Genomic DNA, 18,021 nt, shown 5'->3' with positions numbered 1-18,021 from the left:
TGCGCGGCCCGTCGGAGTCGATGCTCGCCAGGCCGCCCTGAGCATCCTCGACGGGCACCGCGCGCCACCGTGACCCGTCCCAGGCACGCAGCGACGTCTCCACGCCGTCCTCCCAGCCGGTGTACCCGATCGCCCACGCCAGCTCGGGACCGGCGGCGGTCACGTCGCGCAGGCCACGCTCCCACGTGTCGTCGTCTGGCAGGCCGGGGACTCGGACCCACCTCTCGGTAGGCGTGGCCGATGCCGAAGGGGCCGACACGGTGGGCGTGCTCGACGGTGCGGGGACCGGCGCGGCGAGTGGGGGCTGCGCAGCACAGCCCAGCGTGATCAAGCAGGTGGCCAGTGCCGTCATCCGCGACCTCATAGTGGCAAATCGTACGGCTTTCGCCTGCGGTTACTGAGTTTGAAAGTTGGGCGTCACTACGGTGGTTCGGACAGGACGAGGCCGGTCCCGGTCCCGGCGATGAATTCAGGCTGGTATCGCATGGGCTTGAGCCGGTTCTTGATCAGGCCGGTCAGGTCGATGGGATCGTGTCGGCCGCTGACGCCCGCGTCCAGCCGGGCGATCCGCAACAGGTCGGTGACCAGGTTCTGCAGCCGTTCCACACTGTCCAGCAGCGCGTTCGCCGTTCGCGGCCAGTCGGTCTCCTGCGGATAGGCGAGCGCCTCGTCGATCTGCAGGCGCATCGCGGCCGGCGGGCCGCGCAGATCGTGGGAGGCGTCCGAGGTGAATGCCGGTTTCCGAAGCCGGGTGCACGAATGGCCGAAGTGATCTGCGCGCCCCCTGCCGCGTGTGGGCCGGTGGGGGCTGGTCAGTTCACCAGCACGATCTTCCCGCGGGCGTGACGGCTCTCGCTCAGCTCGTGCGCGGCGGTGGCCTCGGTGAGCGGGAACGCCGCCGCGACCGGCACCCGTAGCCGGCCCTGCCCGGCGAGCTCGACCGCGATGCCGAGACCGTGCACCGCCAGCGGATCGGCGGCCCCAACGGCCGCCGCCGTGTCACCGGCTGGCACGCCGTGCGACAGGTGCACGCCGAGGGCCGCCGCGGTGAGGTCGGGAGCGATCGTCACCACGCGCGCCGGGTTCCCGGTGATGGCGACCAGATCGGGCAGCGCCCCTCCTGCGCAGTCGAACACCGCGTCCACCCCGCCCGGTGCCAGCGCGCGGACCCGTTCGACCAGGCCCGCCCCGTACGTCGTCGGCTTGGAGCCCAGCGAGCGCAGGAAGTCGTGGTTGTGCTCCCCGGCCGTGCCGATGACGGTGGCGCCGCGGGCGACCGCGAACTGCACGGCGACCGTGCCCACCCCGCCGGCCGCGCCCTGCACCAGCACGGTGTGCCCGGCGCCGACCGCGAGCCGGTCGAGCACCCGGGCGGCCGTCTCGACGCTGCCTGCGGCACCACCGGCCTCCTCCCAGCTCCACGCGGCCGGTTTCGGCGCCCAGGCGACCAGGACCGCGTGATCGGCGTTGGCGCCGCGCGCGGTCGTCGCGGTCATGCCGAACACCTCGTCGCCGATCCCGACCCCCGTGACGTCGTCGCCGACCTCGTCCACCACGCCGGCGGCGTCGAACCCGGTCCGGTACGGGAACGTCACGGGCACCACGTCACGCATCTTCCCTGAGCGGATGGACGTCTCTCCCGTCGACAATCCGGACGCCCGCACAGCGATGCGAATCGTCCCCGGCCCGGCATGCGGCTCCTCGACCTCGGCGACATGCACCACGCCTGCCGGGCCGTACTCCGAAAACTGAACAACTCTCATGCGCCACACCGTAACGAAACACCCCGTCCGTTTGACTAAAGTGAGAGCGGTGACGGCCGAAGTGAGTCAGAAGCTGCGCTCGGACGCCCGCGACAACCGCGCGCGCATTCTCGCGGTCGCCCGCGCGACCTTTGCCGCCGAGGGCCTCGATGTGCCGATCCGGGAGATCGCCCGGCGCGCGCAAGTTGGCGCGGCCACCGTCTACCGGCACTTCCCAACCAAGGAAGCGCTGCTCGGTGAGGTCTTCGCCGAGCCGATGGCCATGTGCTCGGCGGTCGTCGAGGAAGGGCTGGCGCAGGTCGACCCGTGGCGCGGGTTCTGCCTGGCGTTCGAGAAGCTCATGGAGGTGCACGCCCTCGACCGGGGTCTGTCCGGCGCGTTCACCTCGCAGCTGCCGTACTTCACCGCGGACCGGGACCGTACGATCCGGCTGCTGCTCCAACTCATCCGGCGCGCGAAGGAGGCGGGCGGCCTGCGGGCGGACTTCGTCCTGGAGGACTTCATCCTGGCGATGATGGCGAACGAGGGCATCCGCGCCGAATCACCCGAGCAACGAGCGGCGGCATCGCGCCGTTTCGCGGCCCTGATGATCCAGTCTTTCCGTGCCGACCCCGTCCGCGCGCCGCTTCCGCCGGCGGTCCGGCTGCTGCCGGCCGTTCAGTAGTGCCTCGGGGCTTGAGCGGCAACCGAACGGCCAGTCACGTTAAGGGGCCCGGCGGACGCCTCCTGTCGTCACCGGCCGTTCCGATGCAGTATCGCGTCCCGCTGAAGCGCACCGGGACGACGCCGCGCTGCATGAAGCTGACCGACGCCGGAGTCGGGGACGTCGAACGACATCGTTGGCGGGCGGCCGAACTGCAGCAAGATGAGCGTAAGACAGCCGTACGCCACCGCGTCTTGGCACCACCTCGTCGGCAACCAGGGGATCCGGCAAGGTCCGGCTTCGAAACGGCTCTGGGCGTTGCGGAGTCATCCGAGGTCGGGCAGGCAGTGTGTCTGTCCCATGGTGGCGACGTCTTGTGTGCGGTGGTGGCAAGCTACCGGAGCCCAAGAAGGTCGGGGCGGGGGCCGTTCCGTCACCGTTAGTCGGCGTGTTCCTGCTCGGCGGCCGCCGCGGTGTAGGCGGCGTCGAGGCGCTCAAGCGGGCCTGGACCGTCGTGCGGCTTCGGCGGGGCGTCGAGGTGGCGGACGCGAAGCTCGTCCATGAGCTCCTCGACGAACGCCGGACCCTCGTCGCGCATGAGCTGCTGCCGGCTCCGGAGCTCGTCGCCGCCCGGGCGCCAGTCGAGGCCCCAGTTGCCGAGGGCATAGATGATCGGAAGAGTCTGGATGCCGGTTTCAGTGAGGCTGTAGCGAGCGCGCTGCCCCCGCGCGGCGGTGCCGCGGGTGAGGATCCCTGCTTCTACGAGCCGCACGAGGCGGTCGGCGAGGATGTTCGAGGCGATGCCCTCGATCGACCCGGTGAGCAGCGCCCGAAAGTAGCGGCGGTCGCCGAAGATGACGTCGCGAAGCACGAGCAACGACCAGCGATCTCCGAGCACTTCGACGGCGGCGTTGATCGGACACCCGGACCGTGGTTCCACGATTCCTCCTTGACAGGTATTTCGTCCTCAATATAGTAGTTGCAAAATGCAATCACTATAGTGGAAGAGGAGATGATGGGCCACTTCGTATATTGGATGAACGTGTCCCTCGACCTGCGGATCGAGCAAGTTCCGGGGGACAACGGCGCGGGTGAGTGGCTGCGCATCGGCGAGGAACTGCACCGCGAGTTCAATGCCCGGGCGCAGGCGCTCGCCCTGATGGTCCAGGGCCGGGTCATGTACGAGACGATGGAGGAGTACTGGCCACGTGCGCGCGAGGACGCGTCGCTGCCGGATGTCATGCGTGAGTACGGCGAGATCTGGACCGCCAAGCCCAAGGTGCTCGTCTCCCGCACCCGCCACAGCGCCGATCACAACACCCGGATCATCGGCGTAGACGACGCGATCGAGCAGCTCGCCGCCCTGCGGGCCGAGATCGACGGCACCATCGGGGTGGGTGGCGCGGCAATCGCGACGCAGCTTCTCCGGGCCGGGCTGCTTGACGAGCTGCTGCTCTTCACCCATCCCGCCGTTCTCGGTTTCGGCAGGCCGCTGTTCGACGACTACGACCTGCCGATCGACCTCGACCTGCTGGAGCAGCGATCGTTCGAGCAGGGCGTCACGATGCATCGCTACGCCATCCGGGATACAAGGGAGGTGAGCTCGTGCTGAGGCAGGTCGCGAAGGGTGTGCTGGTCCACGAGAGCGAGTTCGTGCAGAGCAACGCCGTTGTCGTGCAGGGCCGGGCCGGTGTGTTGCTCATCGACCCCGGGGTGACCGGCTCCGAGATCGACTGTCTCGCGAACGACCTTCGCGAGTTGGGTCAGCCCGTTGTGGCAGGGTTTTCTACGCATCCGGATTGGGATCACCTGCTCTGGCACGCCCGGCTCGGCGAGGCGCCCCGTTATGGCACCGCGCGCTGCGCGGCCACTGTCCGAGATCAACTGTCGGACGCGGGTGCGAAGGCCCGCATCGCCGCTCACCTGCTCGAGACGGAAATCGCCGGGCAGGTACCGCTGGACCTGCTCGGCCTCGTTACCGGCCTGCCCGCCGAAACTACGCAGATTCCTTGGGATGGCCCCGGGGTCCGGATCATCGAGCATCAAGCGCATGCCCCGGGCCATGCGGCGCTGTTGATCGAAGAACGCGGAGTTCTCGTCGCCGGCGACATGCTTTCCGATGCCTTGATTCCGATGCTCGACTTGGACGGCGCCGCTGACCCGATCGAGGACTACCTCGCCGCGCTGCGGTTGCTCGAGGGCGTGGCGGGCGGCGTTGATATCGTCGTCCCGGGCCACGGGTCCGTCGGCGGATCCGACCAGGTACAGGCACGGATCGACCAGGATCGGGCGTACGTACTCGCATTACGGAACGGCCAAGTCCCCGCCGACCCACGGGTCGGCCCATCGGCCAAGCCTGGCTGGGAGTGGGTGGCCGGCATGCACGAAGGGCAACTCCAGCGCCTCGCCCAAAGAAGCGAGCGTGGCGGGGCGCCCCGCTAGCGATCGGTGTGCGACACAGCCGGTACGCGCGGGTCGCCGGTCGGGATCCGGGGTAGCGGCACGACGTTCTCCAGGGTGGCCGAGCCGGTCAGCGGGGGTTGCCCTGTGCGTCTGCGAGCTGTGCGTCTGCGAGGGTCTTGTGGACGACGCAGACGGAGACCTTCACTCCGGCGGCGATGGTGCGGATGGATTCGCCGCGCTTGCGGCGCGTTTGTCGTCGACACCGGGACGGCGGCCGCCGACCCGGCCCGGCTGCTCCGCCGGGTCCGTGATTAGGTATTCCCGCAAGTCACCGGTTGGTACGGCCCGGTTTCCGGGATGCACATCGGGGTCTGGGCGGTAATGCCGGGCCCGCCCGGCGTGGTCGCGCTCCGGCGAGCTGCTCAGCCTGGGCGGCAGAAGGTGATGCAGAGGCCTTCAAGTCAATCTCAAGCGTGATCTTCTACAGCTAGGGGTGTGAACACGACCCCTCCGCGGCAGCGCCGATCACTATCTCGCCGCACCCTGCTCCTGGGCGGGCTCGGCGCCCTGGCCGCGGTCGGCATACCGACCACGGCCGCCTGCACCCCCGAGCTCCCCCCAAGCGCCACCCCCACCGGCGCCCCCGAACTCCCACCGACCGCCACCCTCACCGGCTACATCGGCGCCGTCTACTCGATGGCCTTCAGCCCGGACGGCAAGATCCTCGCCACCGGCGGCAGCGACACGGTGCAGTTATGGGACGTGGCCGACCGTAAAACCATTGCCACCCTCGACAGCCACACCAGCGACTGGTTCCACTCAATGGCCTTCAGCCCGGACGGCAAAACCCTCGCCGCCGGGAGCGAAGACGGCACAATACGGCTGTGGAGCACTACTCGCCCCGTCACTGAGGCTACCCACTCCTAACGGCTTCGACCTTTCGGGAACCATGGCTTTCCCGTCGCGCCCCTCTCGGGAGCCGCGCGCAGCCCGGCCGCGGCCCGCTGGGAATACGCCCTCTTCGCAGCAGCGCCGATCACTATCTCGCCGTACCCTCGTGATGATCGTTTAGCTGGCGGTGCGGCGGTTGGTGGGAAGCGAGGTGACGTTCTCGAGGGTTTTGGCCATGCGGATCCGGCGCCAGGCCGTGGTCCACTGGGTGAGCTCGTCTTCGCTGCCTCCGCAGCCGATGATGAAGCCCTCCACGACTTTCATGCTGGGCAGGCGGGATGGCTTGTTGGGGTCCAGCGCCGTGCTCAGGGTGCCGAACCCGACGGCGCCCCTGAACTACGGGCGATCTCGCGGAGCCAGTCCGCCCATGAGCGGAGGTCCGGTGCCCCGCCTCCGGCTGTCTGTGGGCTTTGCCGCCTCGGACCCGCACCGCTCGCGCCGTGACTCGGGTGTCCCGCGGCTGATCGGACAGGCATGACGGACCCGGGCGTCGTCATCCCGGTGCCGGATCATTCCCGAGATAACGCGCGGGCCGGGTTCCTCGTCGAGCACCATCGTTCCCGGCAGCAGGTATCCGACGATGGCGGCGCCGGTCGTGCCCTCGTCCGAGATGAGCCGGTAGTTGAGCTGGAAGGTGACCGACCTAGAGCCGGGCACACCGAGCGGCTGGCGATATGCTGCTTCGCCACGGCGGGCGCCACTCTGATGGTGCCCGCGCTCGCCCGGCTTCGCCAGAAGCATCCGGGCGTGCGAGTCGACCTCGGGATGACCGACCCCGAAGACCCGCTGGGGGAGGCGACGCGGGCCGTGCCGACCTTGGCCGTCGCGATCCGATCCCAGGACCGGCCGCACGCGGGTGTCCACACATCCAAGTTCGAGAATGAACGTTAAACCCATTATGGGGTCGACCATAAGAATTCATAAGAAGACGTAATCATTTGATAAGGCGCGCCGGTCATCCTCTGCCTTACGCAACCGCTGGGTTCCCGCAAGGATCCGGAGGTAGTGCTCTGTCGGTCTTCTTCTCGCATTGACCAGGAGATTTTGTGAAGAAGGTAGTTGGGCTGGCGGCATTCGCCCTGGCCACCACCCTGATGGGTACTGTAGCACCAACGACGGCCGCGGCCGATCCGCTGCCCCCCGGCCAGTCGGCCAAACTCAAGGCCGCAGAGTCGGCCGCCACCATGGACGGGTTCAAGCGGATGCTCGCCGAGCAGATCGCCCGCAGGCTCGACAACGGTGAGTTCAAGGCGGTGCTCAACCGCGAGCTGGCGGGTGACGGCCAGGCCGACCTGGCCGCGTTGTTCGCCTCCGTGCCAGGCGCGCAGGACCTGACCGACTACACCCGCCAGGCTGACAGCAAGATCCTGCAGCTGAAGGGTCTCCAGGCCGAAGGCGAGGGCGAGTCACTGCTGGAGGTCTCGGCCGACCCCGCCACGGTCAAGCGGGTCGCCGCGGGCGAGAAGCCACTGGTCATGTTCACCCCGTCCAAGGACGAGAAGTTCGTCCGCACCGTCACCGCCTACGACTCGGCCGGCCGCACTCACGAACTCGATGCCCGCCGGGCTCCCAAACAGGCGGTGCTCGTCGTGGGCCTGAACGAGCGCAAGACCGCCGAGCTGGGCCAGCAGGTCATCCGCAAGGCTCTCACCGAGGCCGGCGTCACCGGAGCCGACCGTAAGGCCGATGAGGCCCAGCAGCCTACGGCGCAGGCCGCGGGAACGCCCCGCTGGGCAGCCCAGATCTACCGCATCACCAACTACAACGACCACGAGCCCTGGTACAAGGGCGGACCGGAGATCTACGCCTGGACCATGGGCGCCGGGACCGACGGTAAGGCTCGGGTCGACAGCATCGAGATGCCCTACATCACCGACGAGGGCACGACCTACAACAACGTGAACCAGGTCCTGATCGAGTGGTCCAACTTCAGCTGGACCGCCGTCGATGTCGTCTTCATGGAGCGCGACGACAACGCCGACCTGTCCGCCCTGGCCAAGGCCATCGTCGAAGGCGCGCTCGTCGCCACCGGAAACGGCCAGTACGTCGCGCTCGCCGACAAGGTCATCAGCGCGCTGCCCAGCGACTGGGTCACCGACAGCGACGACTGGGTCGACTCCTGCTACAGCATCCGGGCCGGCTACGCCGGACAGATCAAGTCCGTGCCCTGCGCCGCCCGCCCGACCGGCATGGAGGTACGCCTGATCTCCAACTGGATCTGACGAGTCCGGCTTCGGCCCGACACGTTGACCGCCGCGGCCCCGGTGACACACCGGGGCCGCGGCCTGTGCCCGGGTACGAAGGACGTGACCGGGCTGAGCCTGACCTGTTTCGAGGGTAGCTTCTTCACCGGCCGGCGCCGCTCTCCCGTTTTTGCCGGACCTCGGCTGACCGGCCCAAAAGAAGCCGGGGTGGTCTGACCCTCCATAAGACCCTGCGTCAATTCCAGGTCATGCCGGCCGTCCGGGCAGGTCAACGGCCAACCCGGAACCGATAAGCACAACGATGAACTAAAGATGAACTAAAGAGGGATCTCCAAGTTCCCATAAGTCCCTCATAAGCGATTTGAGTGACGCTTCGATCATTCGATCAGGCTTGCATTACAGGAAGTGTCATGAGACACGTACGGCCTCCTGCCGACATCTGCAGTCGGCCGAGCAGCGTGGCAGCGACTACTGCCGGTGGGAACGTCGCGGGCAGCTCCTCTCCCGGATGTGGGTGGACTCACGCGCTGCTGACGGAGAAGCCACAGCAGATGGGCGTGAATCGAATACGACATGGGATGACATCGGCCCTCCGCCACGCCGGTGACGACACGCGCCGGCCGACGATGCCGAGTCCGTCACCTCCGCGTGCCGGGCACGGGGCATCTGCTCTGGAAACCCGTATGACGACCTCGTAGCGGCAGCTCGCCTCCCCAGCAGTCTCCGCGCCGGACAACGAAGGAACCTGGGCCGGCCGCGGACCAGGTGTGTCACCACGCACGGCTTCGTGGAAGGCCGTAGCCCCGAGCTCTCGCGGTGCGACCTCGGACAGATGGCCTCCCCATCGCCGAGTTCACTCCGGCCGGACTTCCACGGCCGACATCTATGCGAGAGGACCCTCAGTGAGGTCGAGATGGAGAAAAACTGACCGCCCACAACGTCGGGGACGGGTGCCCCGGCTGAGCCGGCTGGTCGCGACGGTGATGACCGTCGTGCTCACCACGAGCCTGACACATGCAACATTCGCCTCCCCCGCGTACGCCGATCCGTCGCCGGCGCAACAGGAGGCTTTGAACACCAGGCTGCACGCGACGGCCACGCACCTCAAGAGCCCGAAGCCGTACAGGGACAGCCTGCTCAGCGAGTATCTGGGGACACTCGCGCTCACCTCGCCGGGATTGACCGAGGAGCAGTATCTCAGCCGGCTTCAGGCCGCCTCGGAACAGATCGACCAGAAACTCGGCTCGGAGGCCGACGCGAAGGACAGCGTGGACCTCATGTCCAGGATCGCCAAGGTGGGCGCGCAGGTTCCGGGAATGGAGGGAGTCGCCGCCACCGTCAAGAACGCGCTGCGCGACCTGGTCATCTCGCCGATCTCGCGGTACGACACCTGGTCGGACGCGCTCGCCGCGCAGCGGTACACCGACCAGGAGACCTCCATTCTCCTGGACGAGGTGAGCCTCGCCGGCGCGCGCCGGATCCGGAAGGTGGCGCTGGACCTGGGCGTGGATCACCCCGCGGTGCGGGTCTGGAACTCCCAGGTCGGTGTCCGATCCGGTATCACCGCCGGTGCGGCGACCGCGGATTTCCTGGCGGACGCCGAGCTCAACGAGGTGGTCGGGCTCAGCGAGATTCTCAAGTACTCCCCGGGCGACCCCAGATGGCAGCAGGAGGTCGACAAGAGGCTGGCCGCTCTGCTGGCGGCGAACAACGAGATCATCAAGGACGCGGTCGAGGCGATCGACGAGTTGCAGAGCACGTACGACGGCGCGTTCCTCTGGAGCACCTCCGCTCCCGCGGAACCGCCCTGCGCGCCCGGAGCCGCTATCCGCACGGACGCCCTGGCCGACTGCAAGTCCGCCTTCGAACGGGCGCAGGAGAGCGCCGCGCAACGCGGAAAGTACATCAAGCACGTCGAGCAGGGACTCAAAGGGCTCGTCAGCGTCGTGGACTTCGCCGACGGGGAGAGCGGCAGGAGGGTGAAGTACCTCGGTGAGGCGGCCATCAAGGTCGCGAGCGCCATCAACGACTACCTCCCGAAGATCGCCGCGAAGGGATTGCAGGACGCCATCTTCTCCCTGGGATCGGTGGTGCTCACCGGGAACATCCTCGGTGCGATCGGAGCCCTGCTCCCGCTCTTCCAGGCCGGTCAGCCGAGCATAGAGATGCGGATCCTGACCGAGCTCGGCAAGCTCCGCCAGGAGGTGGTCACACTCCAGACCGCCATGTACAAGCAGTTCGACGCCGTGAACAAGAACCTCAACCTCATCTACACCGAGATGCTGGGCAAGTTCGACGAGGTCCTGAAACTGCAGCAGGTGTCGATCGCCCAGCTCACCCAGATCCAGGGACAGCTCCACACCATCGAGCGGAAGGTGGACACCTGGTCGAGCGAGATCATCAGGTCCCTGCAGAACGAGCACCTCAAGAATGTCCGAGTGGCGCTGAGCCAGCATCTCCGGTATCGCGAGACCCATCAGCAGCCGATCCCGACCGTGGGAGAGTTCGACAGCACGATGAACCTGGTTCATTTCGCTGGGGTGTCGCAGGCGCGGGAGGCTCCGTTCGTGCCCAGTAAGGGCAGCTACCCCACTCACGAGAACGATCCGGTGGCCGCGCTGGATCTGTATGAGGAGACCGGTGGCGCGGCCGGGTTCTTGACCTGGTACGGCAACCGTAAGTACGGATGGCCCGCCAGTGTGCCGGCCGGTGTCGCGGAGATTCCCAACGCCGCGGTCTGGCTGTCGATGGCCACCGGCTACCGTCAGCTCGCCGCGGAGAACCCCGTCTACGCCGCCCAGATGAATCCCCAGCGCACCGCCGACCTCGTCGCCGCGGGCCGGGACATCGACGCCGCCGTCCGCGCGCTCAGTGAGCCCGCCCCCACTCCCAACCCCGACGGGTCCCACACCAACAAGCTCTACGCCGGGCTCGTCGAGGACTACAAGAACGCCGCCACCGACTTCAACGCCGCCCTGTTGCCGTTGCAGAAACAGGCCGTCGACAACAAGGACTACAAGCTCTTCGGCACCGCCGACCAGGCCATCGCCACCCAGCCTTCTCCTCCCGACATCGTGCCGATCTGCACCGGCGGCTCCGGGCAGGGCCCGATCCTCAACCTCGAACGGCCCGCCAACGTCACCTACAGCGGCAACGCCATCCCCATGGCCCGATACGCCTTCCCCGAAGGCTCCCGGCCCACTCTCGGCTACTGCCACCAGGTCGCCCTCACCGAGGACTCCATCACCTCGACCCTGTCGGTCACCATGCACCTGCGCATCACCTGGCCCAGCGCCTCCGGCCAGCCTGCGAACCCGCCCCAGACGCTGCGTACCTGGACCAAGACCTGGGAGGTGCCCACCGTCTGCCGCAGACCCGATTCCAGCCCCGAACCCCCGTCGGCCTGCAACCCCGTCCAGTACTACCTCGATCGCTGGGTCAGCGGCGGCTATCGGCAGTCCTTCGCCGAAAGCGCCACGCTCACCGAGTACCCCGAGCCCCAGCAGGCCGTCCGTACCCAGGTCACCCGGTTCCTGACCGAACGCCAGAAGGGCTACTACGACGCCGTCGTCACCGAGCTGACCACCCCGGGCAAGCCTCTCTTCCAGGCCAACGCCGAGCTCACCACCGCTCTGCGCCTGCTGCAGGCCTACACCGCGGTCGGTTTCCCCACCGCTCTCAACGACGACGAGCTCTTGCAGGTCCTGCTGCACGGCGCCGAGCGCCTGCCCGCCGACACCCCCGGCGACACCACCATCACCACCATCTTCCGCACGGCGCAAAACACCTACAGCTCTTGCGCCGCCACCTCCGAGACGGCCTGCGCCGCCACTCTCAACCCCTTCGCCGGCCAGCAGCACGCCTGGCTGACCAACTGTCTGACCTGGTACAAGAGCCAGCTGCCCGTGGACCGGTGGAGCCAGGACCCGCTGGCCAACACCATCGCGGCCTTCGCCTACCACACCGCCGACACCCTGCGCCTGCGCTACGACCACCACTCCAAGAGCCTCAAGCAAAAGACCTACACCGAGACCCTCGCCCCCGTCACCACCGCCCACAAACTCCTCGAAACCTACGACACCGTGATTCACACCCCCACTCCATGACCGGCTGACAGCACAGACAACACCAGGCACGCGGTCCGGGGAACGATGGGCGGAGTCATCGGCGCTCGTTCTCCCGGCCCGCGGCATAGGCGGATCCGTCATCAGCGGATCCGAAGGAGGACGATCGGTGAGATCGAGCAGAACCCGTGGCGGCCACACGAGTGGCGGGTCGGCGGTAGCCCGTCTGGCCAGGGCGATAAGGGGGGTTCTTCCCCTCGTGCTGACAGCGTCGCTGCTGCACGGAACACTCGCGACGCCCGCGCACGCCGGGCTGTCCCTTGACGGCCAGCAGCGGATCGACGCCGTCTTGCACGCGGCCACGATGCGTCTACGCAGTCCGCAGCTTTTCAAGGACGTCGTGCTCAGCCTGCTCCATGTGGCTGAGGTCACCCGCAACCCCGCCGCGAGCGAGGAACACTACACCCAGGCCATCAAAGCGTCCGAGACCGGAATCGGCGCGAAGCTGGACCGCGCCTATCCCGGAGCCGGCCATGAGGCCGACGCCCTCGTCCAGATCGGCGCCTTGGCGGAGTCCGACCCGGGGTATCGCGAGATCGGTGTGGTGCTGAACGGACTGGTGAACGAACTACCCGCCTCCCCGCAGCGATACGACGACTGGCGGCAGTCCCTCTCCAGCCAGAGGTCCGCCGACGCCGAGGCGGCCGTCGTGCTGCGGGGGCTGAACGAGAAGGCGGCGGCGGCGATCCGGGAGTTGAGCGCGCAACGGGGTGCCGACCACCCCGCCGTCAGGGCGTGGAACGCCGAGATCGGTGCCGACTCCGGCATCACCGCGAGCGCCACGACCGACCAGCTGCTGCAGAGCTCGCCCCTGAAGGACGCCGTCGACCTTCAAGCAATCATGAAATTCCCGCCGAGCGACCCGAAGCACAAAGAAGAAGTCGTCAAGCAGATGAACCAGTTGCTGGCCAAGAGCAACGAGAGCGTCAAGCAGACGGTGAAGGACATCGAGGTCCTGCACAACGGAAGCGACGGCGCCTTCCTCTGGGTCACCTACGCGCCTGCCGCACCACCCAGTGCCTACGACCTGGCGGCGGAACGCGCCAAGACGCGGCAGGAGAGCATCAACGCGGCAGGGGAGGGGCTCAGGCTTCTGACCTCGATCCTCGGGCTGACCAATCCCAAGGAGGCGCAGAAGATGGCCGCCGTCTGTGACGGGGTCATCAAGGTCGCCACCGCCGTCAACGAATACCTCCCCAAGATCGCCGGCAAGGGCTGGCGGGAGGCGGTCTTCTCGACCGGGACGGCGGACCTCGCCAAGACCGTCATCACCACGGTCGTCGCCCTGCTCCCGCTCTTCCAGGCCGGTCAGCCCAGTCCCGAGGAGATGATCCTCAAGCAGGTCGGCGAGCTCCGTCAGCAGGTGGCGGGCCTGCACAACGCGATGAACGAGCAGTTCACCCGGGTGAACAAGAATCTCAACGTCATCTACACCGAGATGCTGGGCAAGTTCGACGAGGTCCTGAAACTGCAGCAGGTGTCGATCGCCCAGCTCACCCAGATCCAGGGACAGCTCCACACCATCGAGCAGAAGGTGGACACCTGGTCGAGCGAGATCGTCAAGTCCCTGCAGAACGAGCACCTCAAGAATGTCCGAGTGGCGCTGAGCCAGCATCTCCGGTATCGCGAGACCCATCAGCAGCCGATCCCGACCGTGGGAGAGTTCGACAGCACGATGAACCTGGTTCATTTCGCTGGGGTGTCGCAGGCGCGGGAGGCTCCGTTCGTGCCCAGTAAGGGCAGCTACCCCACTCACGAGAACGATCCGGTGGCCGCGCTGGATCTGTATGAGGAGACCGGTGGCGCGGCCGGGTTCTTGACCTGGTACGGCAACCGTAAGTACGGATGGCCCGCCAGTGTGCCGGCCGGTGTCGCGGAGATTCCCAACGCCGCGGTCTGGCTGTCGATGGCCACCGGCTACCGTCAGCTCGCCGCGGAGAACCCCGTCTACGCCGCCCAGATGAATCCCCAGCGCACCGCCGACCTCGTCGCCGCGGGCCGGGACATCGACGCCGCCGTCCGCGCGCTCAGTGAGCCCGCCCCCACTCCCAACCCCGACGGGTCCCACACCAACAAGCTCTACGCCGGGCTCGTCGAGGACTACAAGAACGCCGCCACCGACTTCAACGCCGCCCTGTTGCCGTTGCAGAAACAGGCCGTCGACAACAAGGACTACAAGCTCTTCGGCACCGCCGACCAGGCCATCGCCACCCAGCCTTCTCCTCCCGACATCGTGCCGATCTGCACCGGCGGCTCCGGGCAGGGCCCGATCCTCAACCTCGAACGGCCCGCCAACGTCACCTACAGCGGCAACGCCATCCCCATGGCCCGATACGCCTTCCCCGAAGGCTCCCGGCCCACTCTCGGCTACTGCCACCAGGTCGCCCTCACCGAGGACTCCATCACCTCGACCCTGTCGGTCACCATGCACCTGCGCATCACCTGGCCCAGCGCCTCCGGCCAGCCTGCGAACCCGCCCCAGACGCTGCGTACCTGGACCAAGACCTGGGAGGTGCCCACCGTCTGCCGCAGACCCGATTCCAGCCCCGAACCCCCGTCGGCCTGCAACCCCGTCCAGTACTACCTCGATCGCTGGGTCAGCGGCGGCTATCGGCAGTCCTTCGCCGAAAGCGCCACGCTCACCGAGTACCCCGAGCCCCAGCAGGCCGTCCGTACCCAGGTCACCCGGTTCCTGACCGAACGCCAGAAGGGCTACTACGACGCCGTCGTCACCGAGCTGACCACCCCGGGCAAGCCTCTCTTCCAGGCCAACGCCGAGCTCACCACCGCTCTGCGCCTGCTGCAGGCCTACACCGCGGTCGGTTTCCCCACCGCTCTCAACGACGACGAGCTCTTGCAGGTCCTGCTGCACGGCGCCGAGCGCCTGCCCGCCGACACCCCCGGCGACACCACCATCACCACCATCTTCCGCACGGCGCAAAACACCTACAGCTCTTGCGCCGCCACCTCCGAGACGGCCTGCGCCGCCACTCTCAACCCCTTCGCCGGCCAGCAGCACGCCTGGCTGACCAACTGTCTGACCTGGTACAAGAGCCAGCTGCCCGTGGACCGGTGGAGCCAGGACCCGCTGGCCAACACCATCGCGGCCTTCGCCTACCACACCGCCGACACCCTGCGCCTGCGCTACGACCACCACTCCAAGAGCCTCAAGCAAAAGACCTACACCGAGACCCTTGCCCCCGTCACCACCGCCCACAAACTCCTCGAAACCTACGACACCATGACCCGTCCCTCCGCCCGATGAAAGAGACCGGACGGAGCCCCTGGATGGAACCCGTCCACATGACAACCCGGATGCGCGGTCCGTGGCCTTCATCAGCCCCACCGACGTCTGTTCCCCATCTCATCCCGTCCAGGGAGTCAGAGGAATGACCATGCGAAGAGGAACCAATGCCCTGCGAGCGGCGAGCGTGCTGTGTGCGCTCCTGCTCTTCCCGATGGCGCCACCGGCGCAGGCCGCCGGAGGCACACTCGTCAACGCACCGAGCAGCGCCCGATCGTCCGCGCCGGCGCTGACCGTTCAGTCCGCGGGGGAGCTCGCGGATACGCGCAAAAAGCCGGACCCGGGGACAAAGAAAAAGGAGAAGGGGAAGGAGAAGTTCACGCCCTACACGCCGAGCGAGCTCGACCGCGCACAACTCCCCGACCTGTCGGGCACGCGGAAGGTCGAACCACCGAAGACGCGGCGGCTGGACCGGACTCCCGACGGCTTCCTCAAGCTCCCGCAGCAGCCCAACGCGGCACCCACCACTGACCCGGGAACCAACACGGTGGTGGGAAAACTCGAGGAGGCGATCCTGGAGGCGGGAGGACGGATCCGCGTCAAGGGATGGGCCGCGAACAGCGCCTACCCCTCCAAGACCGTCCAAGTGATCGGCGGCACATCGGGACAGGCGCAGGTCACAAGCTGGGCCAACACCCCGAGGCCGGGCACCCCCTACGGCGACGCGCACGGGTTCAACTTCGACGTCCAGATCCCACCGACCAGAGGGCTGCACCAGGTTTGCGTATCGGCGTTCTACACCACCACCAAGGTCACCGACCTCGGATGCCTTGAGTTCGACTCCCGGGCGTTCGGCGCCATCGAGTACCGGATTCCTCTCGCGGTCGTCGAATCGGGCGCGTACTCCGTGATCGGCGGCTGGATGATCGATCCTTATACCGCCTCCTACGCGACATTCAGTGGATTCCGCGACAAGAAAGAGTTTTTCCGCGGCTACAGCGCCGCCCTACCGCGCCCCGACATCGCCAAGGCTTTCCCCACGTTCGGCCCCAACCATGGCTGGGAAGTGTGGATCAAGCATGACGGACTCGAAGGCACCCCCAGCGAGCTCTGTGTGAACGCCGACTCTGGAGGAGTGGGGAAACAGCTTGGCTGCATGACCCAGAACTCCCGGCACGATCCGTTCGGGGCGCTGAACGAAGTGCGCTGGCAGGGCGAGAACATCCTGGTCAAGGGCTGGGCGATCGACCCCGACACCCGCTCGCCGGTAGAGGTCTCGATCTTCGCGGACGGCAAGCCGGTCAAGACGGCCTCAGCCTTCCAGCTCCGTACCGACATCCGTGACGCCCATCCGGAGTTTGGCGATTCCCACGGGTTCGAGACGACGATTCCCGCCGCCTTCGATAACCAGAAGATCACCGTCAAGCCGACGAACATCGGCCGTGCCGGTCCTCTCGGAGGCAACGTGGAGTGGAAGATGAACTACGACGGCTCGGCTGGGCCGTGCCGCTGTATCGGGGAGAACTTCGAGTCGGGCTCGTACGACAAGACCGCCTACTCCACTTGGGGAGGATTCGACCACGCCTTGCGGATCACCTCGGACAAGTCCCAGGTGGTGTCGGGAAGCTTCTCGGCCTACGGTCAGAGCCTGCCCGCCAGGGAGTGGACGGAGCTCCTGATCTCGAACAGGGCCAAGATGAAGCTGAAGCGCTCGACGACCTACACGGTGAGCTACCGGTACCGGATTCTCGGGCCTGCGAACTCCCAGGTCGAGCACTACTTCCTGGCGCGGACCCCCAGCGGGGGATATGGCAACGACTGGTGGGGCGGGATGTTGACCGATTCCACCGGCTCCGGGGTGAAAAGCAGGTCGGTGACGTTCACCACCGGTGCGTTCGACGACTACTACCTCATCTGGGGCATCCACAACAGCGGTGCCATGACGGTCGACAACATTGTGATCAACGGTCCGGTGGGCTGACGATCCACACCGTCTCAGCGGCATCGGACCACCGGCCGGCCGGACCGTAGCCGCTGGGCAGTGATCTCCGCGGGACACGCGCCCGCGGAGATCACTGCCATGTGCTTCGCGCCCGCTCGGCAAACGATGATCGAGTTCCACTCCACGGTCCCCGTCCGGGAGTGCGAAACAGGACTTGGCGCGAGTCGGTCGGGCGGGCTGACCCGCGACTGACGGCCCCGCGGCGAGGCCGGGTAGGAGACGAGCACCTGAAGCGGCCCTGACAGGGTATTCGAGAGCTGATCGTGGAGCTGTCTCGCGACCGGGCAGGGATGATCGGCGGCGGTCATCGACAACCGGAGCGCCGATCGTGCGCATCGGCGATCCGCGTGGCGTCGGCGAAGCACGAGCCCGGCGGACCGGGTTGAATGTGCGCGGACCGGTCAGCCGGGGTGAACAGGCCGCCGTGTGAGCAGCAGGTCGGCCAGGCCGGCATACGGCCAGTCGTCACGCCGGCCGCGGTGCGTTCCGGCCCCTAGGGCCGCGTGGGCGGCGACATGGGCCAGGAACTGCTGAAGCACATCGAAACGGTGGACGGCGATATCTCGGCCCGCCCCGGCTCGTTAACGCCGTTGGCCGTTCGGTTGTTGTCAAGGGCCTGGAAATCCCCCGCCGCCAGGTGATACTCGCGGTCCTCCTTACCCGGCGGCCGGGGCCGGCTACCGGGCT

General features: G+C 67.3%; 15 protein-coding genes. 9 read left to right on the top strand and 6 right to left on the bottom strand.

Features of this window, described 5'->3' with window-relative positions; all coding sequences use genetic code 11:
• From AB0J58_RS41070 to AB0J58_RS41060, 3 genes are all read right to left on the bottom strand, one after another.
• The coding region (locus AB0J58_RS41070; protein WP_364226371.1) for a hypothetical protein at positions 1–364 on the bottom strand (364 nt) is incomplete at its 3' end.
• A gap of 56 nt (positions 365–420) precedes the next feature.
• Positions 421–816, bottom strand: coding sequence for a histidine kinase dimerization/phospho-acceptor domain-containing protein (locus AB0J58_RS41065; protein ID WP_364226374.1), 396 nt, complete (start codon positions 814–816; stop codon positions 421–423).
• Positions 813–1,763, bottom strand: coding sequence for an NADP-dependent oxidoreductase (locus AB0J58_RS41060; protein ID WP_364226368.1), 951 nt, complete (start codon positions 1,761–1,763; stop codon positions 813–815). Before AB0J58_RS41060 ends, AB0J58_RS41065 begins: the two co-directional genes overlap by 4 nt.
• Positions 1,764–1,812: 49 nt before the next feature.
• Between AB0J58_RS41060 and AB0J58_RS41055 the strand changes: the two genes are divergently transcribed.
• The gene (locus AB0J58_RS41055) at positions 1,813–2,427 is read left to right on the top strand and encodes a helix-turn-helix domain-containing protein (protein WP_364226366.1); all 615 of its coding nucleotides are present in this window, start codon (positions 1,813–1,815) and stop codon (positions 2,425–2,427) included.
• A 418-nt stretch (positions 2,428–2,845) separates the two neighbouring features.
• On the opposite strand, the gene AB0J58_RS41050 is transcribed toward AB0J58_RS41055, so the two are convergent.
• On the bottom strand, positions 2,846–3,346 hold the full coding sequence (locus tag AB0J58_RS41050; RefSeq protein ID WP_364226363.1) for a helix-turn-helix domain-containing protein: 501 nt from the start codon (positions 3,344–3,346) through the stop codon (positions 2,846–2,848).
• Positions 3,347–3,406: 60 nt separating this feature from the next.
• Here AB0J58_RS41050 and AB0J58_RS41045 point away from each other — a divergent pair, with 60 nt between their 5' ends.
• The 3 genes from AB0J58_RS41045 (at position 3,407) to AB0J58_RS41035 (ending at position 5,736) form a co-directional block, all read left to right on the top strand.
• Complete coding sequence (locus tag AB0J58_RS41045) at positions 3,407–4,018, top strand: dihydrofolate reductase family protein (RefSeq protein ID WP_364226360.1); 612 nt, start codon at positions 3,407–3,409, stop codon at positions 4,016–4,018.
• Entirely contained in the window at positions 4,012–4,848 is an 837-nt protein-coding gene (locus AB0J58_RS41040) for an MBL fold metallo-hydrolase (RefSeq protein WP_364226357.1), read from the top strand. The genes AB0J58_RS41045 and AB0J58_RS41040 overlap by 7 nt, the downstream gene beginning before the upstream one ends.
• 456 nt (positions 4,849–5,304) lie before the next feature.
• Positions 5,305–5,736 (top strand): hypothetical protein, encoded by a 432-nt coding sequence (locus AB0J58_RS41035; protein ID WP_364226355.1) that lies wholly within the window; start codon positions 5,305–5,307, stop codon positions 5,734–5,736.
• A 141-nt stretch (positions 5,737–5,877) separates the two neighbouring features.
• Here the strand turns inward: AB0J58_RS41035 and AB0J58_RS41030 are convergent, their stop codons facing one another.
• Positions 5,878–6,024, bottom strand: coding sequence for a hypothetical protein (locus AB0J58_RS41030; RefSeq protein WP_364226352.1), 147 nt, complete (start codon positions 6,022–6,024; stop codon positions 5,878–5,880).
• Between the two features lie 210 nt (positions 6,025–6,234).
• Between AB0J58_RS41030 and AB0J58_RS41025 the strand changes: the two genes are divergently transcribed.
• From AB0J58_RS41025 to AB0J58_RS41005, 5 genes are all read left to right on the top strand, one after another.
• Complete coding sequence (locus tag AB0J58_RS41025; RefSeq protein ID WP_364226349.1) at positions 6,235–6,651, top strand: LysR substrate-binding domain-containing protein; 417 nt, start codon at positions 6,235–6,237, stop codon at positions 6,649–6,651.
• 155 nt (positions 6,652–6,806) lie between these two features.
• Positions 6,807–7,982 (top strand): DUF3103 family protein, encoded by a 1,176-nt coding sequence (locus AB0J58_RS41020; RefSeq protein ID WP_364226346.1) that lies wholly within the window; start codon positions 6,807–6,809, stop codon positions 7,980–7,982.
• A gap of 932 nt (positions 7,983–8,914) precedes the next feature.
• Positions 8,915–12,070, top strand: coding sequence for a hypothetical protein (locus AB0J58_RS41015; RefSeq protein WP_364226344.1), 3,156 nt, complete (start codon positions 8,915–8,917; stop codon positions 12,068–12,070).
• Positions 12,071–12,287: 217 nt separating this feature from the next.
• Complete coding sequence (locus tag AB0J58_RS41010) at positions 12,288–15,353, top strand: hypothetical protein (RefSeq protein ID WP_364226342.1); 3,066 nt, start codon at positions 12,288–12,290, stop codon at positions 15,351–15,353.
• 130 nt (positions 15,354–15,483) lie between these two features.
• Positions 15,484–17,313: a hypothetical protein gene (locus AB0J58_RS41005; protein WP_364226340.1), complete on the top strand. Its 1,830-nt coding sequence runs from the start codon at positions 15,484–15,486 to the stop codon at positions 17,311–17,313.
• Positions 17,314–17,735: 422 nt separating this feature from the next.
• Here AB0J58_RS41005 and AB0J58_RS41000 read toward each other — a convergent pair whose 3' ends face one another.
• On the bottom strand, positions 17,736–17,873 hold the full coding sequence (locus AB0J58_RS41000; protein WP_364226338.1) for a hypothetical protein: 138 nt from the start codon (positions 17,871–17,873) through the stop codon (positions 17,736–17,738).
• Positions 17,874–18,021: the final 148 nt, after the last annotated feature.

It is taken from the genome of Streptosporangium sp. NPDC049644, from assembly GCF_040675205.1.
Taxonomy (GTDB): domain Bacteria; phylum Actinomycetota; class Actinomycetes; order Streptosporangiales; family Streptosporangiaceae; genus Streptosporangium; species Streptosporangium fukuiense.
The sequence above is the reverse complement of the archived record's forward strand: the minus strand, read 5'-3'. Positions and strand labels throughout refer to the sequence as shown.